The sequence below is a fragment of the uncultured Alistipes sp. genome (assembly GCF_949296715.1).
Lineage (GTDB): Bacteria > Bacteroidota > Bacteroidia > Bacteroidales > Rikenellaceae > Alistipes.
In genome coordinates this window covers 30,392-56,139 of the sequence record NZ_CASFQD010000033.1, presented here as the reverse complement: position 1 = coordinate 56,139, position 25,748 = coordinate 30,392, and the positions used below count along the sequence as shown (strand labels likewise).

The window sequence follows — 25,748 nt, the reverse complement described above, 5'->3', positions numbered from 1 at the left end:
GGATTCCGGAGACCGCGTCCTTGTCCGGCGTTCGGGGATGTGCACTGCAAAATATCCCTTCCCGCGGCGTCCGCCCTCGGCTGGCATTTGGTCCGGAGGTGCGGCCCCGGGATGCCGGGGATACCGCTCTCCTACCCTTTCCGTGCGGCTTCGCGTTCGCGGCGCCGCTCCTCGCGGCAGATGGCCAGGTGCGTGCCGATGCAGGCCAGGCCGCCGTAGACAACCGTCAGGATGCACAGCGCCTTGATCTCGGCAAAGACCTCCTGCAGCGAGGCCCCCATCGTGCGGATGCGGATGAAGCCGTTGACGCCGTGGCTGCTCGGGAAGATCTGCCCGAAGTTGTAGAGCCAGTCGGGAATGCCCTCGCGGGGGTACGACACGCCGCTGAGCATCAGCAGCGGGATGGAGGTCCACAGGAGCAGCAGCAGCGAGTTCTCGCGGTAGCGGAAGAGCGTCGATACGGCGATCGAGAGGGCGATGCAGGCGGCCATGTAGGCCGAGAGGAACAGGACGAGGGTCCACGTCGACCCGTTCGTCGGGTATTCGAAGAGCCGGTAGTGGACGCCCAGCACGTAGGCGCACGTCACGGCGTAGACCGAGGCGTAGACCAGCGCCCGGCCCGTGACGATGGGCAGCGTCGACATGCGCCGCCGCCCCGCGGGGCAGAGCTTGTGGTAGAGCCCGAATTCGCGCCACGTGCCGCCGATCATGCCGATGCCGATGAGCATCGTCTGCTGGATGATGACCATGATGATCGCCGGCATGACGAAGGTCCCGTAGCCGAGGTAGGGGTTGAAGAGGTTGTGCGACTGGTAGATCACGGGCTGCGTCGTGGCCTGCGCCTGCGGGATGTTGGCCCCCTTGGCGATCAGGCGCTGGAACTCGACCATCGCGCCGGTCCGTCCGATCGAGGTCACGAGCTCCTGGAACACCTGCCGGTACATGAGGAAGTAGCTGGCGTCGCAGTAGATCGACACGACGGCCTGCTCGCCGCCGTAGAGGTGGTTGGCGTAGTCCGACGGGATGTAGACGACGCCGTAGATTTCGCGGTCGTAGAAGAGCCGGCGCGCCTGCTCCATGTCGGTGGGCTCGTAGGCCACGTAGGTGTTCGGACCCGAATTGAAGGCTTCGATCAGGCTGCGGCTCGTCGGCGTGCGGCTCTCGTCCACGACACCGATGGGGACGTTGCGCAGCACCTGCGACCCGTAGGCCATTGAATAGACCGTAGCGTAGATCAGCAGCGCAAAGATCAGGATCAGCATGACGCCGCCGTCGGTGAAGATCGTGCGGTACTCGTTGCGCATGACCGTCAGCAGCTGCTGGCGGTAGGATTTCATCTGTTTCGAAAAGCGGCTCATGCTACAGTCTCCCCCAGAATTTTTCCTCCGTGCAGACCCGTTTGAGCCGGGGCAGGCACAGAAGCGGTAAAACGATGAACAGCGACATCCAACCCATGTCGGGCAGCGAGCAGACGACGGGCGCGCCGCGCAGCATCTGGTCCACGAAGATGTCGGTGTAGTAGGTGAACGGGAAGAAGCGGCTCACCCACTGCATCGGCTCCCACATGGCCATGATCGGGAAGGTCAGGCCCGAGAAGGTGAAGGCCAGCACGGAGTATCCGCCGCCGATCGAGAGCGAGAGCCGCAGGTTGGCCAGCAGCGAGACGATCAGCACCGAAATGGCCTGGTAGCTCATGATGAAGAGCAGCGTGCTGACGAGGATGACCGTGAGCGAACCGTTGAGCGGCGTGCCCACGACCTTGAAGATGATGAGGAACATCACGAGCGACAACATGAACATCTCCACCGTGACGGGCAGCGTCTTGCCCAGCAGCGCGGCCCCCACCGAGTCGTCGGCCGTGCGCAGCCACTCGCGGGCCGTGCCGGTCTTGAGTTCCGTGCCGATGGTGAAGACCGTTGTGAGGACGACGAAGATGAGCAGCATCATCGGCATGAAGCTCGGCGAGAGGTAATAGCCGTAATTGATGTAGGGATTGAACAGTACGTGCCGGTCGAACCGCACGGGCATCAGTTGCGCCATGGCCTGCCGTTCGGTCAGTCCCTGCTTGGTGAGCAGCTGTAGTTGGATGCCCGCCGAGAAGGTCGTCACGGCGGTCTGAATATCCTTCGACAGCAGTCCGTTGACCGTGATGTTCGTGCCCGAGACGTAGTTTTCGATGTGGGTCTGCGTGTTGCTCAGGATGTTCTTCTCGAAGAAGGCCGGTATCTGCACGATGGCCATGACCTTGCCCTCGCGCATGAGCCGCTCGCCCTCGTCCATGTCCTGGATACCGTAGGCGACCAGTGCCGTCGGCGTAGCGTCGATCATCTGCGTGACTTTGCGCGAGAGCGACGTGTTGTCCTCGTCGAGGACGGCAATGGGAATGTCGCGCGCCACGCCCTGGTTGAAGAGCAGGGCGAAGAAGGCGAACGACACCAGCGGCAGGATGAGCATCAGCGTAAGATACATCGGCTGGTGCGTCAGACGCACCAGCTCCCGTTGCAGCACGGCCCAGGTATTCCGCAGGAAACGCATCGTCGGATCAGTCGATTTTGTCCCAGTCCACCAGTACGCTCATGCCGGGGCGCAGCTGCACGGCGTCACCCGTCTGCCGGGCCTTCACGGCGAAGGTGCGGATGTCGAAGCCGCCCTGCGTGCGCGTGGCCGCCCACGTGGCGAAATCGGCCTGCACGGCGATGTAGGTCACCTCCAGCTCCACGTCGCGGTCCAGCGCCGGGACGTAGGCCGTCATGCGCGTGCCGACCTTGATTTTGGGCAGGAGCGTCTCCTTGATGTTGAAGGTCACCCACATGTCGCTCATGTCGAGGATCGCCACGACGGGATAGCCGCTGCCTACGAGCTCGCCCTCCTGGGCGACGATCGTCGAGACCTCGCCCGTCACCGGCGAATAGACCATCGCGTCGCTGATGTACGACTCGACCTCGCTCACGGCCCCCTCGGCCTGACGCACACGGGCCGCCGCCGCGGCCTTGTCCTCCTTGCGGGCGCCGTCGGCCGCCATGTCGTACTGTGCCTTCGCGGCCTGCGCCGTGGCCTTCATGGCCTCGTAGTTGGCCGTGGCCTCGTCGAGCTTCTGTGCCGGGACGACGCCCTGGTCATAGAGGTTCTTCACGCGCTCGTAGGTCTTGCGGGCCAGCTCCAGCCCGGCCTGCGCCTTCTCCCACATGTTCAGCGCGGCTTCGATCTGTTGGATGCGCGCACCGGCCACGGCGGCAGCATCGAGCGCGGCGGCGGCACTCTTCACGGCCTCGGCCTGCGCGAGTTTGGCGTCGAGCTCGGGCGTCGAGAGCGCATAGAGCAGCTGTCCCTTCTCCACGCGGTCGCCCTCGGCGACCTTCATGGCGTCGATGCGTCCCGGGACCTTCGACGAGGCCTTGTAGGTCGTGCACTCGACGGTGCCCTGAATCAGCATCGGGGTCTTCTTCGTGAGGTACCAGCTGATGAGTGCGACCGAGAGGATGATGACCGCCGCGGCCGCGATGATTCCGTAAATGTTGCTTCGTTTCATATCGGTGTTTGTTATTTCTTATCGAAGTAGATCGGCCGGGCGTCGGCACGCCGGGCGTAGTCGGCGAACTCCTCGCTGATGCCCGCGGCTTCGAGCAGCTGCGCGAGCGCCAGATCGAACTTGTAGGCCGCCTGCAGCCGCTCGGTGCGCACGCCCGCAAGGTTCAGCTCGGCGTCGATCAGGTCCGACGACGAACTCATGCCCTCGAGGAAGGCGGCGTTCTTCATGCGGAGGTACTCCTCGGCGAATTCGAGCGACGAGTCGATCGAGGCCATCTGGTTGCGGTAGTTGAGCATCTGGTTGTAGAGCTTCTCGATCAGCACCGAGATGTCCTGTCCGGCCTTGTTTTGCAACTCGCCCACCCGGCGTGCGGTCTGCTTGGCCGCCGAATATTTGTACTCGCGGTTCAGACCGTCGAAGAGCTTGATGTGTACCCCCACGCCCACGGCCCAGCGCGGCACGAGGCCCGAGACCTGGTAGTTGTAGAAGGTTCCGCCACCCATGGCTGCTACCTGCGGCAGGAAGTCGGCACGCTGCGCGCGCACGCCCTCCTCGGCCAGCTGGCGTTTGAGCGACACCTGGTTGAGCAGCGGGTTGCGCTCGAGTGCAATCTCCTGATAGTCGGATAGTTCTCCGATCTGGTCCACCATGAACATCGCCGTCACGGGACGCCAGTCGTTGTCGCGCCCCAGCGTGTTCGACAGGGCGCTGGCCACGGTCTCGGCCTCGAGCTTCGCATTGGCCAGCTCGCGTTCCGCCTCGGCCATCTTGACCTCCACGTAGAGCCGTTCGCTGCGCGAGATCATGCCGTTCTTTTCGAGCGCCACGGCATCCTCGAGGTGGCGGCGCACGCCGTCGACCACCTGCTGGCGCACCTCGACGACCTGCCGCGCAAGCGACAGCCCGAAGTAGCGCTCGACGAGCTCCGAGATCAGCGCGTTGCGCGTCTGGTCGCCCTGCGCCTCGGCCGTGCGCTGGTTGATCTTCGCGGCGCGGTTTGCGGCGTTGATCTTGCCGCCCATCCAGATCGGGAGGGTCACCTCGCCCCCCACGAATCCCAGGCTGCGGTCCTGAATCGTGAGCGACCAGTCGGCCCCCAGCAGCGGCGAGATCAGCCCCTGAAGCGTGGGGATGTATTGCGGCGGCACCATGCCGCTGCCGAGAATCTGGCCGGCGATGTCGTTCACCGGTCCCTTCATGTCGTTGAAGTCGAAGCCGATGTCCTTGCCCAGGTAGGCATAGGCGCCCGTCACTCCGATGCGGGGCATGCGCAGGCCGATGGCGGCCCGGCGCTCCTGCTCGGCGGCCCGCTCCTCATAGGCGGCGGCCTTCATGGCGGGGTTGTCCGCGAGTGTGACCGCAATCGCCTCGTCGAGCGACAGCAACTGCTCGGCCTGCTGTGCGGAAAGCGGAGCCGCAACCGCCACGGCGGCAGCGGTCAATAGGATTCTGACTCTTGATTTCATATCATGGAACATATTTTTGCGGCAAATATATATGGATTCCTCCGATAATCTCCGTATATGACGGCTTTTTGACCAATATTAAGCCTTTATGGACACAAAATGCGACTGTTTCAGTACTTCAGGTGGGCGTTGAGTTTCAGGACCTCCTCCCCCAGTTCTGGATAGACGCGCACGTTCACTCCCGCCTCACGCAAAGTCTGTGCCCCGCGGCAGCAGACGAAGCAGTTGGGTTCGTACAGCGCGAAGGCCACATGGGCGAATCCGTGGCGCAGGATCAGCTGTGTGCAGCTTTCCGGCTCGCTCCGCCGCGTCGAGCAGGGCTCCATCGAGGAGTAGATCGACGCGCCGCGCAGTTCGGCGCCGGCCTGCAGGGCCTTGGCAACGGCCTCCTGCTCGGCGTGGTGCGTGGGCGACGTCTCGTGGGTGTAGCCCGTGAAGCATTCGCCCGCCGCCGTGCGGATCACCGCCCCGACGCGATAGCACGTGGCGCACGGCACACAGCGGCGGCTCGCCTCCACGGCCTGTCCGAGCCAGTACAGGTCCTCGTCCGCCGTGTCGGGCCGAAGTCTCCACGTGGCAACTTCCATGCCGTCGTCGAGCCGTTCGCGGCGGCATGGCAGCCCCTCCGGAAGGTGCACGGCCAGCCGTGAGCCGCCCCGCTCCGGACCGAGCGTCAGGGCGGGGTTCACCGCCAGGCGCAGCGTATCGGCCAGCCCGGCGTCGAGGAACTGGTGCAGCGTCCGGGCGCCGCCCTCGACAAAGAGCGAGCGGATGCCGCGTTTCTCCAATTCCGTGACGACGGCCGCGGCCGTAAGCGGCACGCCCGGAAGGATCACCTCCGCCGCTCCGTCCAGTGCCGGGATCGGCACTTCGGAGAAGACCAGACGGTCGGCATCACCCTCCGTAAAGAAGCGCATCGCGGGCGAGAGCCGCCCCGAGCGGGTCAGCGTCACCTTCGTCAGGTCGGGACGCAGCCCGCGGGCCGCCCGTCGGGCCCGGGCCTCTTCGTCGCGCAACAGCAGTGCAGGGTCGTCGCGCCGCAGCGTCTCGGCACCGACCAGAATGGCGTCGTGCGCGGCGCGCAGCGCCAGCACGGCCGCCCAGTCTCCCGGCGTGGAGATCATCAACCGCCGGGGTGTATTGTCATCGAGGTAGCCGTCGGCCGTAACCGCGGCGGATAGGGTTATTCGCATCGTTTCAGGGTAAAAAGCGTGATTTCCGGCCAGGCCCCCAGCCGCATCGGATAGGCTACGTATCCCGTGCCGTCGTTGATGTAGAGCGTGCGCCCCTGCTCGTCGTAGCGGCCGCTCCAGCGGTCGTAGAGCCACGCCGCGGGCGACCACGCGCGGCCGAAGAGCCGGACCTTGAACTGCATGGCGTGCACGTGCCCCGCGAGGGTCAGGTCGCCGTATCCGCGGCCGGTGATCTGCTCCCAGAGCTGCGGCAGGTGCACGGCCGTCAGGTTGTAGAGCGAGTCGGGCACGCCGGCATACACGCGGTCGAGGTTCGCAGCCTTGATGTCGCTGTCGTGACGCTGTTTGCGCAGTGCCGGGTCGAACGAGACGCCCGAGAGCGAGATGCTGTCGCCGCCGCGGTGCAGGTAGACGGTCTCGTCATCGAGCACGCGCCACCCCATCGCCCGCTGTGCGGCAAGCAGGTCTGCGAGCGACCGTTCGCGGGGCAGCGCGACCGTATCCTTGATGTAGGCTCCGACGTCGTGGTTGCCCGTGACCGAGACGACCGGCGCCTCGATGCGGCGGAGCAGCCGCACGGCCCGGACGTCGAGCTCCGAGGCGCGGATGTTGACCAGATCGCCCGTGAAGACGACCAGCTCCGGGTGCAGGGCGTTGACCGAGTCGACGATGCGCGCGAGCTCCCGTTCGGGGCAGACGAGCGTGCCGAGGTGCATGTCCGAGAGCTGCACGATGCGCATGCCGTCGAATCCCGCGGGCAGGCGCGGCGAGCAGACCTCCACGCGGCTGACGTGCAGGGTCGTGCGGCCGAGTGTCGCACCCCAGACCAGCGCGGCGACGATGCCGCAGCCGAGCACGATGCCCGTGCGCCGGAGGTGCAGCAGCCGGAAGAGGTAATGGATGAGCCGCGGCAGCACGGTGAGCATCCAGATCCATACGAGCCACATCACTACGGACATGTAGCCGGGCGTGTTGTCGCGCACGACGAGTCCGGCCAGCGGCAGCACGACCGGAATGACATCCGTCACGCCGCACCAGAGCATCCGGAATACGGGGCAGCGTTTCTGCTGCTGCCGCATGCGGCGGAAGCGGAGCAGGTCCGCCACGATGGCCACGGCTCCGAGCAGCGGTATGACGTAAAAGAGCAGCATCGGCGAAATACGTTCTTAATTTAATAGGTATGCCGGTCCGTGCCTGCACACATTGGACCGAAGTTTCACAAAGATAGAAATTTTTTGCATATTTGACGGATTTATTTGGCATACAACTTGGACATCGGCCCCGAGGAACACAAAAACATAAATTTACAGCCTATGAAAACAATTCGACTCCTGATCGTGGCCCTGCTGCTCGCATCGTCCGTCTCGGCCCAGCATCACCAGTCCCGCAGGGGCAAGTACGAGCCTACGGTCTACCTCGTTTCCGTGCACGAGGTGGACACCATCTACAACCATAACAACAGCCCGCTGCAACAGGCTGCCCTGGCCAACCGCGCCGCCGTGGCCAATGCCACGCAGGACTACCTCGAGACGCACCGCACGGGATTCCAGCAGGACGACTATCCGAAATTCGTCTTCACGTCGAGGGACAACCGCTTCTCCTTTGCCGTGGGCGGCTTCGTCGCCCTGCGCACGGGATACGACTTCGACGGCATTTCGGACAACATCGACTTCGTGCCCTACGAGATACCGATTCCGGGCAGCTACGACACGGATCAGAAGCTGATGATGGACGCTTCGACCTCGAGGCTCTACATTACGGCCATCGCCAATACCCGGACGCTGGGACGCGTCGTGGTCCACATCGACACGGACTTCCGCGGCGGGGCGCCGGGCAGCTACACGCCGCGTCTGCGCTCGGCCTATGTCAACTTCCTGGGTCTGACCTTCGGACGCGACATCACGACTTTCTGCGACCTGCAGGCGTCGCCCACGACCATCGATTTCCAGGGCCCTAACGCCTACAACTACGACTTCGCCACGATGCTCCGCTACGAGGTGTCGTTCGCCCGCAAGCACATGACCTTCGGCATTGCGGCCGAAATGCCCCGGGTCAGCGGAACCTACGGCGACAACTTCGCACCGATGCACCAGCGCGTTCCCGACGTCCCGGCCTACCTGCAGGTCGCGTGGGGCCGGGAGATGTCGAGCCACCTGCGCCTGTCGGGCATCGTGCGCAACATGTACCTGTACAACAACCGCACGGAGAGCACCACCTCGCTGCTGGGCTGGGGCGCGCAGTTCAGCGGCACGATCAAGCTGGGGCGTCCCCTGCAGCTCTTCATGAACGGCGTCTACGGCGAGGGCATCACCCCCTACATGCTGGATCTGATCGGCTCGGGCCTCGACTTCACGCCCGACCCGAACGATGCGACACGCATCCGCACCACGCCGATGTGGGGCTGGCAGGCTGCCGCACAGATCAACCTCACGCCGCGCCTCTTCCTCTCGGGCGGCTATTCGATGGTCCGCATCGACAAGTGCGACGGCTTCTACGCCGAGGACGAATACCGGCAGGGACAGTACATCTTCGGCAACATCTTCTATTCGGTGACGCCGCGTTTCAAGATCGCCGGCGAATACCTCTACGGCACGCGCGAGAACATGTCGGGCGCACAGAACCACGCCAACCGCGTCAACATGCTGCTGCAATACAGCTTCTGACGGCATGATCCGCCGCGCGGGCTTTTTGGGCGCGGACTGTTGCATTGCGGACGGGGCCGGAGTGCTCCGTCCGCATTTTTTTGATACCTTTGTCTCCGGAACACAACAGCGACAACATGGATTTCATCGTGCAATACAACCTGACGGGGCTGGTAATCGGCCTTGCGACGTTTCTCATCATCGGGCTCTTCCACCCGCTCGTCATCAAGGGAGAATACCACTTCGGCGTGCGCATCTGGTGGGTCTTCCTGCTTATGGGCCTTGCCGCCATCGCGGCGTCGGTGGCCGTGCGGCACGTCGTCTGGTCGACGCTGCTGGCCGTGTGGGGCGCCTCGTCGCTCTGGTCCATCGGCGAACTGTTCGAGCAGCGCAGGCGTGTGGCCAAAGGGTGGTTCCCGCGCAATCCCCGCAGACGGCAGTAGCCGCCCGGCATCCGCATCGGATGCACGTATATTTATTTATAGAAGTTCCGGTCGGAAAATCGCCCGCCGCACATCCGGGCTTCAGTGCGTCAGCAGCGAATCGGTGTCGAGGCGGAAAGTGCGGTAGGCTTCGCCCAGACGCATCGTGTCGGCCGCCTCGGGCGGGAGGATGCGGTAGCCCGGCAGCGCCACCCAGACGGGGACGGCCCCGGCCGTATACTCCATGCGGCCGTCGGGATGCTTCGTCACCGCGATCTCGGCCAGCAGGCCGCCGTCGCAGTACCTGCGGCGCTGGTTCGAGACGAGATTTCCCAGCGAATAGAAGACCGCGGAGACGGTATCGGCCTCGAAGGGCTGTATGACGTGCGGGTGGCTGCCGATAATGAGGTCGGCGCCGTGCCGCCGCAGAAAACGGGCCAGGGTCCGCTGCGACGCATCGGGACGGCGTTCGTATTCGTTGCCCCAGTGGATGCAGACGGCGATGCAGTCGGCGCCGGAGTGCCGCGCTGCGGCCAGGTCGCGCGCCATGGCCGCGGTGTCGATGCGGTTGACGAGCGTACCGGCCGGTACGGGCATGCCGTTCGTGCCGTAGGTGTAGTTGAGCAGGGCGATGCCGATGCCGCCGCAGCGGAGCGTGAGCGGATGGTTGCGCCGGTAGTCGGCCGAGTCGCGGAAGACGCCCGTGTGGCGGATGCCGCAGCGCTCCAGCTCGCCGACGGTCGTGCGGATGCCGCGCAGGCCGCCGTCGCAGCAGTGGTTGTTGGCCAGCACGGCGACATCGACCCCCGCCTCGCGCAGGGCATCGGCCAGCGCCGCGGGCGAGCGGAAGACGGGATAGCCCGCATAGGGTTCCGCGTCGGCGAGCGTCGTCTCGAGGTTCACGACCACGAGATCGGCCGCCCGGAAGCGGGCCTCGAGCGCGGCGAAGACCCCGCCGTAGTCGAATCCGCCGTCGCGGCGCGCCGCCGTGATCTGCGGCAGGTGCTGCATCACGTCGCCGCCGAAGAGGAGCCGGATGCGCTCCGGCGCCGGAGGTTCGGGCATGCGCTCTTCGCGTCTCCCGTGATCCGGAAGGCAGCAGACCGCCGCCAGCAGTGCGGCGCAGAGTATCCAGCGCAGGTATTTCATCGTTTGGCCCGTTTGCGATTGCAAAAATAGGAATTATTCGCGAAAAACGGCCTTTTGTATCCGGGAGGGAGCGGCCGGACCCATTCTTCGGGGGACAGGAAAGGCGTATAGATAATCCGAATAGGCCCATAAAAACTACCGATCGCTTTTTTTTGGCGAAGTGAAACGGATTTTGCTATCTTTGCTTCAGAAAAACACCAAACACGACAAAACTATGGAAAAGAGCATCAAGGGTACACGTACCGAACAGAATCTGCTGAAGGCATTTGCCGGCGAGAGCCAGGCACGCAGCCGTTACGTCTTCTTCTCGAGCAAGGCCAAGAAGGAGGGTTACGAACAGATCGCGGGCGTCTTCGCCGAGACGGCCGAGCAGGAGAAGGAGCACGCCGAGCGTTTCTTCAAGTTCCTTGAGGGCGGCGACGTGGAGATCACGGCCAGCTACCCCACCGGTCCCATCGGCACGACGGCCGAGAACCTGCTCGCCGCCGCCAAGGGTGAGAACGAGGAGTGGGATGTCCTCTACCGTGAGTTCGCGAAGGTGGCCGACGAGGAGGGCTTTGCCGAGATCGCAGCCGCATTCCGCATGATCTCGATCGTCGAGGCCGAGCACGAGCGCCGCTACCTGAAGCTGTTGAGCCGCCTGACCGACGGCAACTTCTTCAAGCGCGACGGCAAGATCTGGTGGCAGTGCCGCAACTGCGGTTTCATCATCGAGGCCGAGGAGGCTCCGAAGCTCTGCCCCGCCTGCAAGCATCCGCAGGCCTACTTCGAACCCAAGAAGGAGAACTATTGATCGCACACGGCCGCAGGGCCGGCGATCCGCAATCGGGCCGCACTCCGTCGGGGTGCGGCCTTTTCGTGCCCGGAGGGATTCGTGCGTCGCACCGCGAACAGGCGGACGGGCGGACAGGCAGGGCGCAATCCCGACAGTGTCCGCGGTCAGGGGACAGCATGCCGGAAGACGGAGCCGCGCAAAAAAGGTCCGCACTTTCGGTGCGGACCTTTTACTGTCGCTGCGGAGCGTATCAGAGCCAGCGCTGGTCGCCCTGCCCTGCCGCGATGACTTCGGGATTCTGCGGCGTGAAGTCCGCCGTCGGATTCACGAAGCCCGGGTCGGTGGTGCCTGCCTCGCCGCCGGCCAGCACGGAGAAGTTGAACAGGCAGTTGTCCGTCTCTGTCGCGGGCTGGTTGTCGAAGAGTACGGAGGGCGTCGGTGCGTGGAAGATGTTTTTCGTGCACTCGACGTTTCCGGCAGCCACGGAGATCAGGGCGCCGTCCGCCTTCGAGGAGTAGTTGTAGAAGGTGTTGTTGCGCAGGACGATGTTGCCGCCGCAGAAGCTCATGTAGGCGGAAGCGGTCGCCTCGTCGGTGTAGAAGGTATTGTTCACCAGCTCGATCTGCTCGATCCGCGACTGTGCATCGGCCGAGGCCCCCGCATAGGTGATCAGCCCGTTCGGCATGTTGCGGATAATGCAGTTCTTGATTGTCAGGTTCTTGATGACATAACCGCTGTTGTGCATCAAAAGGACGAAGTGGTCGGGGTCTTGGGTTACCCCCTCCGGATATTCCAGAATGCAGTTTTCGAATACAACACTCTGCATGTCCGCCTTCGCGTTGTTGCTGCGGATAATGTATCGGTTGGATGAAGACGTTGCAACCGGTCTTACAATTATATCCCTGAAGGTTAACGTCTTGTCCTTTGCGGATGCATGGTTGTTCGCAAAGCAGATATTGATTGCATCCTGCGGTACGCCGTTGATCGTATGGCGCCCGATTACTGTAAAATTGCCCCGTATCGAGAGATTGCTCTTGACGGTAACATTGCCTTCGATACAGAATGTGCCACCGCTTGTAGGAAGTGTCGCATCATCCGATGAAACCAGCGTCATGCTGCCGTCCTCTACGTAGTTGTCCACCTCGACATCGCCCAGCGGCTCGAGTGCATCGATGTGGATCGGCAGGATGTAGTTGTCCTTGAGCGAGAAGTCGCGGTCGCCGGTTTTCAGCACGCGGGTGTAGGTCCCCTTGTTGGTCGTGACGGTGACGGTCAGGTCGGTATTCGTCAGCTCCTCCCAGCGGTTGAACAGCAGACGGGCCGTTCCCTGCTCCCCGACGGTGAGCAGTCCCTGGTCCACGGTGACACCCACCGATTCGCTCGGGGTCTTGAATTTCGGACGTCCGTCCTGTCCCTCGCCGAGGCTGCCCTCGACGACATTCAGGTTGCGGTGCACCTGAATCGTGAAATCACCGGCAAGGGCCTTGCCGGCGGCCGACATGGTGACCTGCCGCACGGAGAAGGTCTCCGCGGTGGCATTCGTAATCTGGAACTGCATCATGGCGAAGACCCGCTTGAAGGCGATGCCGAACTCGGAGTCGGAACTCAACACGCCCTTCGCCTCGCCGACCAGAAAGTCGCAGGCCGAAAGGTCGTAGACCCCCTTCATGTCGCAGCTCTGCATGGCGGGCAGCGTGCCGGCCACGGCCCACTTTTTGTTCTTGTCGTTGGCCGCGCTGTAGGGATAGTAGGCATGCAGCGTGTAGGTGGGGTTGGTGTAGATGCTTTCGTCCTCGGCGAAGACAAGCGAACCGTTGAAGCGGCCGTGGGTCAGCCCGGCGGAACCCTCGTCGAGCGTGAACTCCATCTGGTTGCCTCCGTTTATGGCGACGGCCGACGTGCCCTCGGCCTCCAGCTGGCTGTAAACGGCGATCCGGTCGCCCTTCGACCAGGTGACCGTGCGGGCGTCGTCGCCCAGCGAGGTGCGGGTCCCGTCCATGGCGGCCATGATGACCACGGGAGTTCCCGTATAACGTTTCACGCCGGCAGTATCGTCCTTGACGCATCCGGCAAACACTCCTGCAAGGAGGATCAGTGTGCAGATTCGTTTCATGGCTCGGGCGTTTTTATTCTCCGACATTATTGTAGTCTCCGTATTCCCAGCTGAGGATATCCGGATCATCGAACTCCGGGGCTCCGTTCCCGGTAGCAGCAAAGCCGCATTCGGGCGTCACGTACAGAATTTCGATCTCGGGCGGGAGGTACTCCGCACCCGTCGGTTTCGTGTAAGGTTGTTTCATTTCACACAAGTTTTAGGTTGGGTTGGTCATATACAATATTTAATGAACAGCCCGGGGCCGGAACTTTGAATTTTGTCGATGAATCTGCAAATCGGGCCAAAAAATCTTCGATTTTGTGCAATGGCTGTAAAAATTGTGCAACCGACCCCTCCGCACGGGCTTTCCGGCGGGAAAAGAATCGGTCTGCGGGAGACGGAAATCCGGAAATTCGTCGTATATTTGCAAAATCGACGCGGCACGGATATTCCGCCCGAAAACGGAACGGCGGCATCTTCGCCGTCCGGCGGGGCTTCGGCATCCCGTGCGGCATCGCGCTCACACGCAAATCGACAAAAACGGAAATATGGCAGACGAAAAAATCATCTTTTCGATGGTCGGGGTCAGCAAGACCTTCACCAACCAGAAAAAGGTTCTGAACAACATCTACCTCTCGTTCTTCTACGGCGCCAAGATCGGCATCATCGGTCTGAACGGCGCGGGCAAGTCGACGCTCATGAAGATCATCGCCGGAATCGACAAGAACTTCCAGGGCGAGGTGGTCTTCTCGCCCGGCTACACGGTCGGCTACCTGGAGCAGGAGCCCAAACTCGACGACACGAAGACCGTGCGCGAGGTGGTCGAGGAGGGATGCGCCGAGACGGTGGCCCTGCTGAAGGAGTACGAGGAGATCAACACGAAGCTCTGCGAGCCGATGTCCGACGACGAGATGGCGGCGCTCATCGAACGGCAGGGCGTCGTCTACGAGAAGATCGACCACTGCAACGGCTGGGAGCTCGACAGCGTGCTCGAGCGCGCGATGGACGCCCTGCGCTGCCCCGACCCCGACGAGAACGTCAAGCACCTCTCGGGCGGCGAGCGGCGCCGCGTGGCCCTGTGCCGCCTGCTCCTGCAGCAGCCCGACGTGCTGCTGCTCGACGAGCCCACGAACCACCTCGACGCCGAGTCGATCGACTGGCTCGAGCAGCACCTCCAGCAGTACAAGGGCACGGTGATCGCCGTGACGCACGACCGCTACTTCCTGGACAACGTCGCCGGGTGGATTCTGGAGCTCGACCGCGGCGAGGGCATCCCCTGGAAGGGCAACTACTCGGGCTGGCTCGAGCAGAAGACCAAGCGCATGGCCATGGAGGAGAAGCAGGAGTCGAAGCGCCGCAAGACGCTCGAACGCGAGCTGGAGTGGGTGCGCATGTCGCCCTCGGGCCGTCATGCCAAGTCGAAGGCCCGTCTGTCGGCCTACGACAAGATGATGAACGAGGATACGAAGCAGAAGGAGGAGAAGCTCGAGATATTCATCCCGAACGGTCCGCGTCTGGGCGACGTGGTGATCGAGGCCCACGACGTGAAAAAGGCCTTCGGCGACCGTGTGCTCTACGAGCACCTGAACTTCTCGCTGCCGCCCGCCGGCATCGTCGGCGTCATCGGCCCCAACGGTACGGGTAAGACGACGCTCTTCCGCATGATCATGGGATTGGAGCAGCCCACCGAGGGTACGTTCCGCGTGGGCCAGACCGTCAAGCTGGCCTACGTCGACCAGCAGCACAAGTCGATCGACCCGGAGAAGACCGTCTACGAGGTGATCTCGCAGGGCGCCGACCTCATCACGCTGGGCAACCGGCAGGTCAACGCCCGGGCCTACGTCGCCCGCTTCAACTTCTCGGGCGCCGACCAGGAGAAGAAGTGCGGCATGCTCTCGGGCGGCGAGCGCAACCGCCTGCACTTGGCCCTCGCCCTGAAGGAGGAGGGCAACGTGCTGCTGCTCGACGAGCCGACGAACGACATCGACGTCAACACGCTGCGCGCGCTGGAGGAGGGTCTCGAGAACTTCGCCGGGTGTGCCGTCGTGATCTCGCACGACCGCTGGTTCCTCGACCGCATCGCCACGCACATCCTCTCGTTCGAGGGCGACTCGAAGGTGGTCTTCTACGAGGGCTCCTACTCCGAATACGAGGAGTGGAAGCGTGCCCAGGGCGGCGACGTACAGCCCCACCGCGTCAAATACAAGAAACTTATCGAGGAGTAATCCGCCCGCCGGGGGCATACATCCGGTGCGCCCCGGCAGGGAGGCTGAGAAAAGAGAGAGGGCAGAAAAAGGGCGAAGGCCCACTGCTGCGGCTCCCCTTTTGCTCCGGCTCCGACGAACGATACAAACACACTGAACCGAACATGCAAAAACCGTCCATACCCAAGGGCACGCGCGACTTCTCCCCCGTGGAGATGATGCGCCGCAACTACATTTTCGATACGATCCGCTCGGTGTTCCGCACCTACGGCTTTGCGCCGCTCGAGACCCCGGCGATGGAGAACCTCTCGACGCTGCTGGGCAAATACGGCGACGAGGGCGACAAGCTCCTCTTCAAGATTCTCAACTCGGGCGACTACGCCGCCGGCCTCTCGGACGAGGAGGTGCGCCAGGCGTCGAAGGTCTGCGAGAAGGGGTTGCGCTACGACCTGACGGTCCCTTTCGCCCGCTACGTCGTGCAGCACCAGAGCGAGCTGACCTTCCCCTTCAAGCGCTACCAGATTCAGCCCGTGTGGCGTGCCGACCGCCCGCAGAAGGGCCGCTACCGCGAATTCTACCAGTGCGACGTCGACGTCATCGGCACGCGCTCGCTGCTCTGCGAGGTCGAGCTGGTGGAGATCGTCGACGAGGTCTTCCGCCGGCTGGGCATCCGCGTGGCGCTGAAGATGAACAACCGCAAGATTCTCTACGGCATCGCCGAGACGATCGGCCACGCCGACAAGATGATGGACATCACCGTGGCGATCGACAAGCTGGACAAGATCGGGCTGGAGAACGTCAAGGCCGAGCTGCGTGAGCGCGGGCTCGACGACGAGGCGATAGCCCGGCTGCAGCCGATTCTGGAGATGAGCGGCGACAATGCGCAGAAAATCGCGTTGCTGCGGGAGATTCTCGCCGGATCGGAAACCGGCCTGAAGGGCGTCGACGAGATCGAGACGGTCTTCACGCACATCGCACGGCTGGGGCTGTCGCTGCCCGTCGAGCTGGACCTCTCGCTGGCGCGCGGACTGAACTACTACACCGGGGCGATCTTCGAGGTCAAGGCCCTCGACTACGCCATCGGCTCGATCTCGGGCGGCGGCCGCTACGACGACCTGACGGGCATCTTCGGCATGCCCAACCTCTCGGGCGTGGGCATCTCGTTCGGTGCCGACCGCATTTACGACGTCATGACGGGCCTCGGGCTCTTCCCCGAGGAGGTCAACTTCTCGACGCGTGTCTTCCTGACGAACCTCGGCGAGAAGGAGCAGACCGCAGCCCTGGGGCTGCTCCGGCAGCTGCGCCAGGCAGGCATCGCCGCCGAGATATACCCCGAGCCGGGCAAGATGAAGAAGCAGATGGAGTACGCCAACCGCCGCGGCATCCCCTGTGTGGTCATCATCGGCTCGCAGGAGCTGGAGGCGGGCGTCGTGACGCTCAAGGACATGCGCTCGGGCGAGCAGCGGCAGGTGCCGATAGCCGAGGTCGTCGGCACACTCTCCAGCAGCAATTAAATAAAGGACGGCCCGCACGTGCGGAGCGCCGCATACCAAAACCACGGGACGATACGTTCGGAATACGGGGCACGACGGCCCCGTATTTCGTTCCACCGTCCGAAAAAAGACCGAAAAGACATGAAACTCATCCGTTCCATACGCCCCCTGCATGCGGCGTCGGCCGAAAAGACCGCCGGCGCGTCCGGGCGCCCCTGTCGCAAGGTGTTGCACCTCCTGCTGCCCGTTTGGCTGCTGCTCGCGGGGCTTCTGCTGCCCGTCGCGCTTCCGGCCCAGACCTCATCCGATGCGGCGCCGCAGTTGCAGAAACTCATGGAGGTCTACCGCTATCTGGTGCGCTACTATGTTGACGAGGTCGAGATGGCACCGCTCGTGGAGGAGGCCATCACGGGGATGCTCGACGAGCTGGACCCCCACTCGGCATACCTTGACGCCGAGCAGATGCAGTCCGTGGCGGCGAGCTTCGACGGCGAGTTCAGCGGCATCGGCGTGGAGTTCAACATCCTGCGCGACACAATCATCGTCGTCAACACCATAGCCGGCGGACCGGCCGAACGGGTGGGCGTGCTGCCCAACGACCGCATCGTGCGCATCGACTCGCTCGATGCCGTGGGCATGCGGCAGGCGGACGTGCCGAAGTATCTGCGCGGCAAGACCGGCACGCGCGTGGCCGTCGACATCGTGCGCCACGGCGTCGACGAACGGCTGCACTTCGTGATGGTGCGCGACCGCATTCCGCTCAATACGGTCGACGCCGCTTACATGGCCGCCGACGGCATCGGCTACATCAAGGTCAACCGCTTCGGCCGCACGACGATGAGCGAGTTCGGCGAGGCATACGAGCGGCTCGGCCGCCCTGCGAAGCTGATTCTCGACCTGCGCGGCAACGGCGGCGGCCTGCTCGAACAGGCCATCGGCATGGCGGAGTTCTTCCTGCCGCGCGGGGCGCTGATTGTCTCGACCGAGGGACGAAGCGTCCCGACGCGGTCGTACCACGCACAGCGCGACGGCGAGGCCCTCGGCGGCAAACTGGTCGTGCTCATCGACGAAGTGTCGGCCTCGGCATCCGAGATTGTCACGGGCGCCATCCAGGACTGGGACCGCGGCGTGGTGGTGGGCCGCCCGAGCTTCGGCAAGGGGCTCGTGCAGCGGCAGGTGATGCTCGGCGACGGCTCGGCCGTGCGCATCACCATCGCCCGCTACCACACCCCTTCGGGCCGCATCATCCAGCGCCCCTACGAGAAGGGCAAGCGGCGCGAATACTACCTCGACCACCTGCGCCGCTACGACGACGCCGTGCGCGACTCGCTTGACGCCGCGGCGCCCGAGTTCCGCACGCTCCGCACGGGCCGCACGGTCCGGGGCGGCGGCGGTATCCGGCCCGACGTGCCGGTCGACGAGGACACGACGGGATATTCGAAGTACTACGCCGAACTGATTCGCCGCGGCGTGGTGAACGAATACGTCGTCGCGACGATGGACCGTCGCCGCGACTCGCTCGAAAGGCGCTATCCCGACTTCGGGGCGTTCGATGCCGGATTCGTGGCCGACACGGCCATGCTCCGGGAAGTGGCGGAGCTGGGCGCCGCACGGGGCGTTGCGGTCGACTCTGCGGGACTCGGGGCCTCGGCTCCGCTCATGCGCATACAGCTCAAAGCCCTTGTGGCACAGCGTCTGTATGGCACCGAGGCCTTCTACCGCGTAATCAATGCGGAGCGCAGCGAGACGTTTCACCGTGCCGTCGCAATCCTCGAAGAGTGGGAAAAACGGGGCCTGCCCCTGCTGGAAAAAGGAAAATAGCACGCACGATTTTTTGGTGGTTTGCGGATTTTTGTGTATATTCGTATATACAAAGGACATATTTGTATACATTAACACCAGCACCAAAAAACTGCGATTGTCATGTTACCTCATCCAACCCCTCGTCGAGAGAGCGAGGAAAATGGTGATCAGATTCTCACGAAAGCCGTGAAGGCAGGCCGTAGAACCTACTTCTTCGACGTGCGCGCCACGCGCGGCGATGACTATTTCCTCACCATTACCGAGAGTCGCAAAATGCCAAACCCCGACGGCACCTGCAGCTACGACCGGCATAAGATCTTCCTCTACAAGGAGGACTTCGCCAAGTTTGCAGGCGGACTTCAGGAAGTGATCGACTTCATCCGTCGCAGCAAGCCCGAGTTCTTCGAGCAGGTGGCAGAGAAGGCCTGACGGTCTGATGCGGCCTATGAATTACACGATTACCCGGGAGGCGCCCCTGTAATCGTGCAATTTTTTTTTTGACAGTCCGCTGCTTTGTCGTATCTTTGTACCCAAAATCAACCGCATATGAAATTTTCACGCTACATCATGCTGGCGCTCAAGGGCTGCGCCATGGGCATGGCTGACGTTGTACCCGGAGTCTCGGGCGGCACGATCGCCTTCATCTCGGGCATCTACGAGGAGCTCATCGACTCGATCCGCAGCATCGACCTCCAGGCCCTGAAACTCCTCGCAAAGGGGCGCCTCGTCTCGTTCTGGCGCCACATCAACGGACGCTTCCTGCTGCCCGTGCTCGTCGGCATCGCCATCGCGATCTTCTCGCTCGCCCGACTGATGACCTACCTGCTCACGAACCACCCGATCGCCATCTGGTCGTTCTTCTTCGGACTGATCGTCGCCTCGGCCCTGCTCGTCGCCCAGCAGATCGGCCGCTGGAACTTCTCGACGGTCGCTTCGCTGCTCGTCGGCGCAGCCATCGCCTGGTGGATCACCGTCGCCACGCCCGCCGAGACTCCCAACGACTGGTGGTTCATCATGCTCTCGGGTGCCATCGCCATCTGCGCCATGATCCTGCCGGGCATCTCGGGAGCCTTCATCCTGCTGCTGCTCGGCAAGTACCAGTACATCATGCAGGCCGTCGGCGACCTGAACATCCCCGTGATCGTCGTCTTCGTCATCGGCGCCGCCGCGGGCATCATCTCCTTCTCGCACTTGCTCTCGTGGCTGCTCAAGCACTGGCACGACGTCACGGTCGCCGTGCTGATGGGCTTCATGGTCGGCTCGCTCAACAAGGTGTGGCCCTGGAAGGAGGTCGTCGAGACCTACCTGGACAGCCACGGAGCGCTTCAGCCGCTGATCGAACGCAACGTCCTGCCTGCGACCTTCGAGCAGATCACCGGTCGACCGGCGCTGCTGACCGAGGCCATCCTGCTCTGCATCATCGGATTTCTGACGATCTACGGCATTGAGGTGCTGGCGCGCATCATCACGAAGAAACGCGAGGCATGATGCGGCGTTACGGACTGATCGGTCGGCCGCTGGGGCATTCGGCCTCGGCCGTCTACTTCGCGGAAAAGTTCAGAAAAGAGGGGATAACGGATTGCCGATATGATCTTTACGAGCTGCCATCGATCGATGCGCTGCCCGAACTGCTGCGCCGCACACCCGATCTGTGCGGGTTGAATGTCACGATCCCCTACAAGCGCGAGGTGGTGCCGCTGACAGACGAACTCTCGTTCGAGGCTTCGGCCGTCGGGGCGGTCAACTGCATCCGCCGCACGGCCGACGGGCGGCTCACGGGGCACAATACCGACATCATCGGTCTGCGTGCGGCGCTCGACGAGCTGCTCGGTGCCGAGCAGCCCGAACGGGCGCTGGTTCTTGGTACGGGCGGCGCCTCGCAGGCCGTGCAGTATGTCCTTGCGGAGCGGGGCATCGCCTACGACCTCGTGTCGCGCGACCCGGCAAGGGGCAACTTTACCTACGACAACCTGCCGTGCGAGGTGGTCGAGTACAGCCGGCTGATCGTCAACGCTTCACCCGTCGGCATGTATCCCGCCGTCGATGCCGCGCCGCGCATTCCCTATGCCTACGTGACGCCGGAGCACTTTCTGCTCGATCTGGTCTACAACCCGCCGCTGACACGCTTTCTCGACTTCGGGCGGCAGCGCGGCGCCCGCATTCTGAACGGGGAGACGATGTTCCGCACGCAGGCCGAGGCCTCGTGGCGGATATGGAATGAATAGTTCGCGGGAGCCCTACCCGCCCTTTCGGCGGGTGCGGCATGCGAAGAACAAAACGGGAAGGAGTGCACCCCGAAGGTGCCGCTTCTTCCCGTTTCGGTGCTGCCGGCTATCTGTTCTGCAGCAGGGCGCGGGCGCTTTCGAGGTCCGATTCGCGCACGACAAGCTGTGCGGGCATGGTGCCGATGGGATAGATGGTCGACATGTATTCGTTGCGGATCGTCGACCAGATGCCGGCGCTGTCGAGCATCGACTTGCTGATTTCAGCCTCCGTGATCGTGTTGTACTCCGCCAATACAACCATAGTGTCCTCTTTCATGGTTCATCGGTTTTATCGGTTATCTAAAGTTAAGCATTTTGTTGATAAAATGCAACACCCCTGCCACGAATTGTGCGGAAATATGCCTATCTTTGCATGAACCCCGCCCCGGGGAAAACCTGCATGCCATGTCGAAATTCGTTCATCTTCACGTACATTCGCAATATTCGATCCTCGACGGACAGGCCAGCATCCAGCGTCTGGTGGACAAGGCCATGGCCGACGGTCAGCCCGGCATCGCCGTGACGGACCACGGCGACATGTTCGGTATCAAGGAGTTCTACAACTACGTCAAGAAACAGAACGGCAAGAAGCACGACAAGATCAAGACGCTGAAAAAACTCTCGGCCGGGCTCGAAAAGCTGCTGGCGGAGGGCAGCGACCCCGCCGCGCGGCTCCGGCAGCTCAAGGAGGAACTTGCTGCGCTGGAGAGCCGCAAGAACGACTCGCCCGAGGATGCCGAGGCCTGCGCCGCGGCCCGTGCGCGCGTCGAGGAGGTCGAAAGCATGCAGAAGGAGTTCGGCTTCGACCCGGCGGTGGCGCAGGAGAAGATCGCGGGGCTCGAAGCCGTGCCGGACTTCAAGCCCATCATCGGCTGCGAGGTCTATGTCGCGCGGCGGCGCCTTCAGGACAAGGAGGGCAAGCAGGACCAGAGCGGCTACCACCTGATCCTGCTGGCCAAGAACCTCAAGGGATACCACAACCTCATCAAGATCGTCTCGAAGGCGTGGACCGACGGTTTCTACATGCGTCCGCGCACCGACCGCGCCGAGATCGAGAAGTACCACGAGGGGCTGATCTGCTGCTCGGCCTGCCTGGCGGGCGAGGTGCCGCGCGCCATCACGGCCGGTGATCTGGAGAAGGCCGAGGAGGCGATCCGCTGGCACAAGCGGGTCTTCGGCGACGACTACTACCTCGAACTGCAGTTGCACAAGGCGACCGTCGAGCGGGCCAACCACGAGGCCTACCCCATGCAGCTGGAGGTCAACCGCCACCTGCGCGAACTGTCGGCCAAATACGGCGTGCGCATGGTCTGCACGAACGACGTGCATTTCGTCGACGAGGACAACGCCGAGGCGCACGACCGCCTGATCTGCCTCTCGACGGGCAAGGACCTCGACGACCCGAAGCGCATGCTCTACTCGAAGCAGGAGTGGCTCAAGACGACGGCCGAGATGGCGGCGATCTTCGGCGAGAGCGACCCGGAGGCAATGGCCACGACGGTTGACATCTGCAACCAGATCGAGTTCTACTCGATCGACCACGCGCCGATCATGCCCAACTTCGAGATTCCGAAGGAGTTCGGCACCGAGGAGGAGTATCGCGCCCGCATCACGGAGCAGGAGCTCTACGACGAGTTCACGCGCGACGAGAACGGCAACGTCGTCATGTCCGAGGAGGAGGGCCGCAAGAAGATCGAGAAACTCGGCGGCTACGACAAGCTCTACCGCATCAAGTTCGAGGCCGACTACCTGGCCAAGCTGACGATGGAGGGGGCGCACCGCCGCTACGGCGAGCACCTGACCGAGGAGCAGCAGGAGCGGCTGAAGTTCGAGCTGCACATCATGAAGACGATGGGCTTCCCGGGCTACTTCCTCATCGTGCAGGACTTTATCCGTGCGGCGCGCGAGGAGCTGGACGTCTCGGTGGGTCCGGGACGTGGCTCGGCGGCCGGATCGGCCGTGGCCTACTGTCTGGGCATCACGCAGATCGACCCGATTGCCTACGACCTGCTGTTCGAGCGTTTTCTCAATCCGGACCGTATCTCGCTGCCCGATATCGACGTCGACTTCGACGACGACGGCCGCGGCCGCGTGCTCAACTGGGTGACGCAGAAGTACGGCAAGGAGAAGGTTGCCCACATCATCACCTACGGCACGATGGCCACGAAGCTCTCGATCAAGGACGTGGCCCGCGTGCAGAAACTCATGCTCTCGGAGTCGGACCGGCTCTGCAAGCTCGTGCCCGACAAGACGCCCGAGGGCAAGCCGGTCAAGAGCCTCGGGCAGGCCATCGAGCTGGTGCCGGAGCTGAAGGCCGCCGAGCAGTCGGACAACCCCGTGCTGCGCGACACGATCCGCTATGCGAAGATGCTCGAGGGCAACGTCCGCAACACGGGCGTGCACGCCTGCGGTACGATCATCTGCCGCGACGACATCACCGACTGGGTGCCCGTCTCGACGGCCGACGACAAGGAGACGGGCGAGAAGATGCTCGTCACGCAGTACGAAGGGTCGGTCATCGAGGATACGGGCCTCATCAAGATGGACTTCCTCGGGCTGAAGACCCTCTCGATCATCAAGGACGCCGTCGAGAACATCCGCCAGACGAAGGGCGTCAAGATCGACATCGACGACTTCTCGATCATCAACGACCCGGCGACATACAAGCTCTACAGCGAGGGCCGCACCGTCGGTACGTTCCAGTTCGAGTCGGCGGGCATGCAGAAATACCTGCGCGAGCTGCAGCCCTCGACCTTCGAGGACCTGATCGCCATGAACGCCCTCTACCGTCCGGGCCCGATGGACTACATCCCGGACTTCATCGCGCGCAAGCACGGCCGCAGCCCGATCGTCTACGACATCCCCGTCATGGAGAAGTATCTGAAGGATACGTATGGCGTGACGGTCTACCAGGAGCAGGTCATGCTGCTGTCGCGTCTGCTGGCCAACTTCACGCGCGGCGAGTCGGACACGCTGCGCAAGGCGATGGGTAAGAAGCTCAAGGACAAGCTGGACGCCCTGAAACCGAAGTTCATCCGCGGCGGACAGAAGAACGGCCACGACCCGAAGGTGCTCGAGAAGATCTGGGGCGACTGGGAGAAGTTCGCCTCCTATGCCTTCAACAAGTCGCACGCGACGTGCTACTCGTGGGTCGCCTACCAGACGGCCTACCTGAAGGCCAACTACCCGTCGGAGTACATGGCGGCGGTGCTGAGCCGAAACCTCACGAACGTCGAGCAGCTGACCGTCTACATGAACGAGTGCAAGCGCATGGGCATCCGCGTGCTGGGTTCGGACGTCAACGAGTCGCGGAAGACCTTTTCGGCCAATGCCGCGGGCGACGTGCGCTTCGGTCTGGCCGCCATCAAGGGTGTGGGCGAGGCCGCCGCGGAAAGCATCATCGCAGAACGCGAGAAAAACGGCCGCTACAAGGACATCTACGACTTCATGGAGCGGCTGAACTTCAGCGTCGTAAACCGCAAGTGTCTGGAGAACATGGCCTATGCCGGCGCCTTCGACTCGATTACGGACTTCCACCGCGGCAAGTTCTTCGGTACGGACAGCCGCGATTCGAGCGGCGTCACCTTCCTCGAGCAGCTGATGCGCTACGGACAGCGCTTCCAGACCGAGCGCGACAACGCCCAGCAGAGCCTCTTCGGCGGCGACGGCCATGTCGACATCCAGCGCCCCGTGCTGCCGGCGTGCGCCGACTGGACGCAGCTCGAGACGCTGGGCAAGGAGCGCGAGATGATGGGCCTCTACCTCTCGGCGCACCCGCTCGACGAATACAAGGTCCTGATCGACCACATGTGCAAGACGCAGGTCACCGAACTGGAGCACCCCGAGGCGCTCAAGGGGCAGGAGATCGCCGTGGCGGGCATGGTCGTGGGCGTGCAGAACCTGATGACGCGCACGAACAAGCCTTTCGGCAAGTTCAAGCTCGAGGACTACAACGGCACCTACGAGTTCGCGCTCTTCGGCAAGGACTACGAGACGTTCCGCAAGTTCATGTTCACGGACTACTTCCTCTTCATCCGCTGCAAGGTGCAGCCCCGGCCCTACAACGACAAGGAGCTGGAGGTGAAGATCGTCTCGATCATGCAGCTCTCCGAACTGCGCGACTCGATCAAGGAGGTGACCGTGCAGCTGCCCGTCGAGGAGGTGACGCACGAGCTGATCGGAGGCCTTTCGGAACGGGTCCGCGGGTCGAAGGGCGACACGCTGCTGCGCGTCAATGTCTTCGACCGCAACACGCAGGTCGTGATAAACCTGTACTCGAAGTCACACCGTGTAACGCTCTCGCAATCACTGGTAGACTATCTCGATGAAAACCGGATCAACTATTCGATAGCATAAATTGGAATTCAACTAAACAATAACTTCAAATCATTACAACTATGGCTTTAGCAATCAACAAGGAGAACTTTCAGGAGATTATTTCGTCGGAGAAGCCCGTGGTCATCGACTTCTGGGCCGAGTGGTGCGGCCCCTGCCGCATGGTGGCCCCGATCATCGACGAGCTGGCCGCCGAGTATGAGGGCCGCGTCGTCATCGGCAAGTGCGACGTCGAGGAGAACGACGACATCACGATGAAGTACGGCGTGCGCAACATCCCGACGATCATCTTCCTCAAGGGCGGCGAGCTGGTCGACAAGCAGGTCGGCGCCGCATCGAAGGACGCGCTGAAGGCGAAGATCGAAAAGCTGCTGTAGG

At 63.0% G+C, this 25,748-nt stretch carries 21 protein-coding genes; 11 read left to right on the top strand and 10 right to left on the bottom strand.

Going from position 1 to position 25,748, the window contains the following annotated elements; all coding sequences use genetic code 11:
• Positions 1 to 131: 131 nt before the first annotated feature.
• The 6 genes from Q1Y33_RS05265 to Q1Y33_RS05240 form a co-directional block, all read right to left on the bottom strand.
• Positions 132 to 1,358 (bottom strand): ABC transporter permease, encoded by a 1,227-nt coding sequence (locus Q1Y33_RS05265; protein WP_300798698.1) that lies wholly within the window; start codon positions 1,356 to 1,358, stop codon positions 132 to 134.
• A gap of 1 nt (position 1,359) precedes the next feature.
• A complete protein-coding gene (locus Q1Y33_RS05260; RefSeq protein WP_300798697.1) occupies positions 1,360 to 2,535 on the bottom strand; it encodes an ABC transporter permease in 1,176 nt (391 codons plus the stop codon).
• A gap of 7 nt (positions 2,536 to 2,542) precedes the next feature.
• Positions 2,543 to 3,529 carry an efflux RND transporter periplasmic adaptor subunit gene (locus tag Q1Y33_RS05255; protein WP_300798696.1) on the bottom strand — a complete coding sequence of 329 codons (987 nt, stop codon included), beginning with the start codon at positions 3,527 to 3,529 and terminating at the stop codon, positions 2,543 to 2,545.
• Between the two features lie 11 nt (positions 3,530 to 3,540).
• Positions 3,541 to 4,995, bottom strand: a complete 1,455-nt coding sequence (locus Q1Y33_RS05250) for a TolC family protein (protein WP_300798695.1) — start codon at positions 4,993 to 4,995, stop codon at positions 3,541 to 3,543.
• Between the two features lie 110 nt (positions 4,996 to 5,105).
• Complete coding sequence (locus tag Q1Y33_RS05245; protein ID WP_300798694.1) at positions 5,106 to 6,188, bottom strand: dihydrofolate reductase family protein; 1,083 nt, start codon at positions 6,186 to 6,188, stop codon at positions 5,106 to 5,108.
• Complete coding sequence (locus Q1Y33_RS05240; RefSeq protein ID WP_363322794.1) at positions 6,179 to 7,339, bottom strand: metallophosphoesterase; 1,161 nt, start codon at positions 7,337 to 7,339, stop codon at positions 6,179 to 6,181. Before Q1Y33_RS05240 ends, Q1Y33_RS05245 begins: the two co-directional genes overlap by 10 nt.
• A gap of 162 nt (positions 7,340 to 7,501) precedes the next feature.
• Here Q1Y33_RS05240 and Q1Y33_RS05235 point away from each other — a divergent pair, with 162 nt between their 5' ends.
• Together Q1Y33_RS05235 and Q1Y33_RS05230 are read left to right on the top strand one after the other, a co-directional pair.
• Positions 7,502 to 8,851 carry a DcaP family trimeric outer membrane transporter gene (locus tag Q1Y33_RS05235; protein WP_300798693.1) on the top strand — a complete coding sequence of 450 codons (1,350 nt, stop codon included), beginning with the start codon at positions 7,502 to 7,504 and terminating at the stop codon, positions 8,849 to 8,851.
• 116 nt (positions 8,852 to 8,967) lie between these two features.
• On the top strand, positions 8,968 to 9,273 hold the full coding sequence (locus Q1Y33_RS05230) for a DUF4491 family protein (RefSeq protein ID WP_300798692.1): 306 nt from the start codon (positions 8,968 to 8,970) through the stop codon (positions 9,271 to 9,273).
• Positions 9,274 to 9,354: 81 nt separating this feature from the next.
• Here Q1Y33_RS05230 and Q1Y33_RS05225 read toward each other — a convergent pair whose 3' ends face one another.
• Complete coding sequence (locus Q1Y33_RS05225; protein ID WP_300798691.1) at positions 9,355 to 10,401, bottom strand: CapA family protein; 1,047 nt, start codon at positions 10,399 to 10,401, stop codon at positions 9,355 to 9,357.
• A 214-nt stretch (positions 10,402 to 10,615) separates the two neighbouring features.
• Between Q1Y33_RS05225 and rbr the strand changes: the two genes are divergently transcribed.
• Positions 10,616 to 11,194, top strand: coding sequence for a rubrerythrin (gene rbr / locus Q1Y33_RS05220; RefSeq protein ID WP_300798690.1), 579 nt, complete (start codon positions 10,616 to 10,618; stop codon positions 11,192 to 11,194).
• Positions 11,195 to 11,426: 232 nt separating this feature from the next.
• Here rbr and Q1Y33_RS05215 read toward each other — a convergent pair whose 3' ends face one another.
• Together Q1Y33_RS05215 and Q1Y33_RS05210 are read right to left on the bottom strand one after the other, a co-directional pair.
• On the bottom strand, positions 11,427 to 13,289 hold the full coding sequence (locus Q1Y33_RS05215; protein ID WP_300798689.1) for a fimbrillin family protein: 1,863 nt from the start codon (positions 13,287 to 13,289) through the stop codon (positions 11,427 to 11,429).
• Positions 13,290 to 13,302: 13 nt separating this feature from the next.
• Entirely contained in the window at positions 13,303 to 13,476 is a 174-nt protein-coding gene (locus Q1Y33_RS05210) for a hypothetical protein (protein ID WP_300798688.1), read from the bottom strand.
• Positions 13,477 to 13,819: 343 nt separating this feature from the next.
• Here Q1Y33_RS05210 and ettA point away from each other — a divergent pair, with 343 nt between their 5' ends.
• From ettA to Q1Y33_RS05180, 6 genes are all read left to right on the top strand, one after another.
• Positions 13,820 to 15,496, top strand: a complete 1,677-nt coding sequence (ettA, locus tag Q1Y33_RS05205) for an energy-dependent translational throttle protein EttA (RefSeq protein WP_300798687.1) — start codon at positions 13,820 to 13,822, stop codon at positions 15,494 to 15,496.
• Between the two features lie 143 nt (positions 15,497 to 15,639).
• Positions 15,640 to 16,989 (top strand): histidine--tRNA ligase, encoded by a 1,350-nt coding sequence (gene hisS, locus Q1Y33_RS05200; RefSeq protein ID WP_300798686.1) that lies wholly within the window; start codon positions 15,640 to 15,642, stop codon positions 16,987 to 16,989.
• 120 nt (positions 16,990 to 17,109) lie between these two features.
• Positions 17,110 to 18,789, top strand: a complete 1,680-nt coding sequence (locus Q1Y33_RS05195) for a S41 family peptidase (RefSeq protein WP_300798685.1) — start codon at positions 17,110 to 17,112, stop codon at positions 18,787 to 18,789.
• Positions 18,790 to 18,891: 102 nt separating this feature from the next.
• Positions 18,892 to 19,200 carry a DUF3276 family protein gene (locus Q1Y33_RS05190; RefSeq protein ID WP_295906787.1) on the top strand — a complete coding sequence of 103 codons (309 nt, stop codon included), beginning with the start codon at positions 18,892 to 18,894 and terminating at the stop codon, positions 19,198 to 19,200.
• A gap of 117 nt (positions 19,201 to 19,317) precedes the next feature.
• Positions 19,318 to 20,259, top strand: a complete 942-nt coding sequence (locus Q1Y33_RS05185; RefSeq protein ID WP_300798684.1) for a DUF368 domain-containing protein — start codon at positions 19,318 to 19,320, stop codon at positions 20,257 to 20,259.
• Complete coding sequence (locus Q1Y33_RS05180) at positions 20,259 to 20,996, top strand: shikimate dehydrogenase (RefSeq protein ID WP_300798707.1); 738 nt, start codon at positions 20,259 to 20,261, stop codon at positions 20,994 to 20,996. Before Q1Y33_RS05185 ends, Q1Y33_RS05180 begins: the two co-directional genes overlap by 1 nt.
• 106 nt (positions 20,997 to 21,102) lie before the next feature.
• Here the strand turns inward: Q1Y33_RS05180 and Q1Y33_RS05175 are convergent, their stop codons facing one another.
• Positions 21,103 to 21,312: a DUF2007 domain-containing protein gene (locus tag Q1Y33_RS05175; protein ID WP_295906789.1), complete on the bottom strand. Its 210-nt coding sequence runs from the start codon at positions 21,310 to 21,312 to the stop codon at positions 21,103 to 21,105.
• Positions 21,313 to 21,440: 128 nt separating this feature from the next.
• Between Q1Y33_RS05175 and dnaE the strand changes: the two genes are divergently transcribed.
• Together dnaE and trxA are read left to right on the top strand one after the other, a co-directional pair.
• On the top strand, positions 21,441 to 25,391 hold the full coding sequence (dnaE, locus tag Q1Y33_RS05170) for a DNA polymerase III subunit alpha (RefSeq protein ID WP_300798683.1): 3,951 nt from the start codon (positions 21,441 to 21,443) through the stop codon (positions 25,389 to 25,391).
• 41 nt (positions 25,392 to 25,432) lie between these two features.
• Positions 25,433 to 25,747 (top strand): thioredoxin, encoded by a 315-nt coding sequence (gene trxA / locus Q1Y33_RS05165; RefSeq protein WP_300798682.1) that lies wholly within the window; start codon positions 25,433 to 25,435, stop codon positions 25,745 to 25,747.
• The last annotated feature ends 1 nt before the right edge of the window (position 25,748 follow it).

Excerpts from the sequence above, each read along its gene's own strand:
- Q1Y33_RS05260 (WP_300798697.1), bottom strand. The coding sequence starts at position 2,535 with ATGCGTTTCCTGCGGAATACCTGGGCCGTGCTGCAACGGGAGCTGGTG.
- Q1Y33_RS05245 (WP_300798694.1), bottom strand. The coding sequence starts at position 6,188 with ATGCGAATAACCCTATCCGCCGCGGTTACGGCCGACGGCTACCTCGAT.
- trxA (WP_300798682.1), top strand. The coding sequence starts at position 25,433 with ATGGCTTTAGCAATCAACAAGGAGAACTTTCAGGAGATTATTTCGTCG.
- ettA (WP_300798687.1), top strand. The coding sequence starts at position 13,820 with ATGGCAGACGAAAAAATCATCTTTTCGATGGTCGGGGTCAGCAAGACC.
- Q1Y33_RS05195 (WP_300798685.1), top strand. The coding sequence starts at position 17,110 with ATGAAACTCATCCGTTCCATACGCCCCCTGCATGCGGCGTCGGCCGAA.
- Q1Y33_RS05250 (WP_300798695.1), bottom strand. The coding sequence starts at position 4,995 with ATGAAATCAAGAGTCAGAATCCTATTGACCGCTGCCGCCGTGGCGGTT.
- Q1Y33_RS05210 (WP_300798688.1), bottom strand. The coding sequence starts at position 13,476 with ATGAAACAACCTTACACGAAACCGACGGGTGCGGAGTACCTCCCGCCC.
- hisS (WP_300798686.1), top strand. The coding sequence starts at position 15,640 with ATGCAAAAACCGTCCATACCCAAGGGCACGCGCGACTTCTCCCCCGTG.
- Q1Y33_RS05225 (WP_300798691.1), bottom strand. The coding sequence starts at position 10,401 with ATGAAATACCTGCGCTGGATACTCTGCGCCGCACTGCTGGCGGCGGTC.
- Q1Y33_RS05180 (WP_300798707.1), top strand. The coding sequence starts at position 20,259 with ATGCGGCGTTACGGACTGATCGGTCGGCCGCTGGGGCATTCGGCCTCG.
- Q1Y33_RS05175 (WP_295906789.1), bottom strand. The coding sequence starts at position 21,312 with ATGAAAGAGGACACTATGGTTGTATTGGCGGAGTACAACACGATCACG.
- Q1Y33_RS05235 (WP_300798693.1), top strand. The coding sequence starts at position 7,502 with ATGAAAACAATTCGACTCCTGATCGTGGCCCTGCTGCTCGCATCGTCC.
- Q1Y33_RS05240 (WP_363322794.1), bottom strand. The coding sequence starts at position 7,339 with ATGCTGCTCTTTTACGTCATACCGCTGCTCGGAGCCGTGGCCATCGTG.
- dnaE (WP_300798683.1), top strand. The coding sequence starts at position 21,441 with ATGTCGAAATTCGTTCATCTTCACGTACATTCGCAATATTCGATCCTC.
- Q1Y33_RS05265 (WP_300798698.1), bottom strand. The coding sequence starts at position 1,358 with ATGAGCCGCTTTTCGAAACAGATGAAATCCTACCGCCAGCAGCTGCTG.
- Q1Y33_RS05190 (WP_295906787.1), top strand. The coding sequence starts at position 18,892 with ATGTTACCTCATCCAACCCCTCGTCGAGAGAGCGAGGAAAATGGTGAT.
- Q1Y33_RS05185 (WP_300798684.1), top strand. The coding sequence starts at position 19,318 with ATGAAATTTTCACGCTACATCATGCTGGCGCTCAAGGGCTGCGCCATG.
- rbr (WP_300798690.1), top strand. The coding sequence starts at position 10,616 with ATGGAAAAGAGCATCAAGGGTACACGTACCGAACAGAATCTGCTGAAG.
- Q1Y33_RS05230 (WP_300798692.1), top strand. The coding sequence starts at position 8,968 with ATGGATTTCATCGTGCAATACAACCTGACGGGGCTGGTAATCGGCCTT.
- Q1Y33_RS05255 (WP_300798696.1), bottom strand. The coding sequence starts at position 3,529 with ATGAAACGAAGCAACATTTACGGAATCATCGCGGCCGCGGCGGTCATC.
- Q1Y33_RS05215 (WP_300798689.1), bottom strand. The coding sequence starts at position 13,289 with ATGAAACGAATCTGCACACTGATCCTCCTTGCAGGAGTGTTTGCCGGA.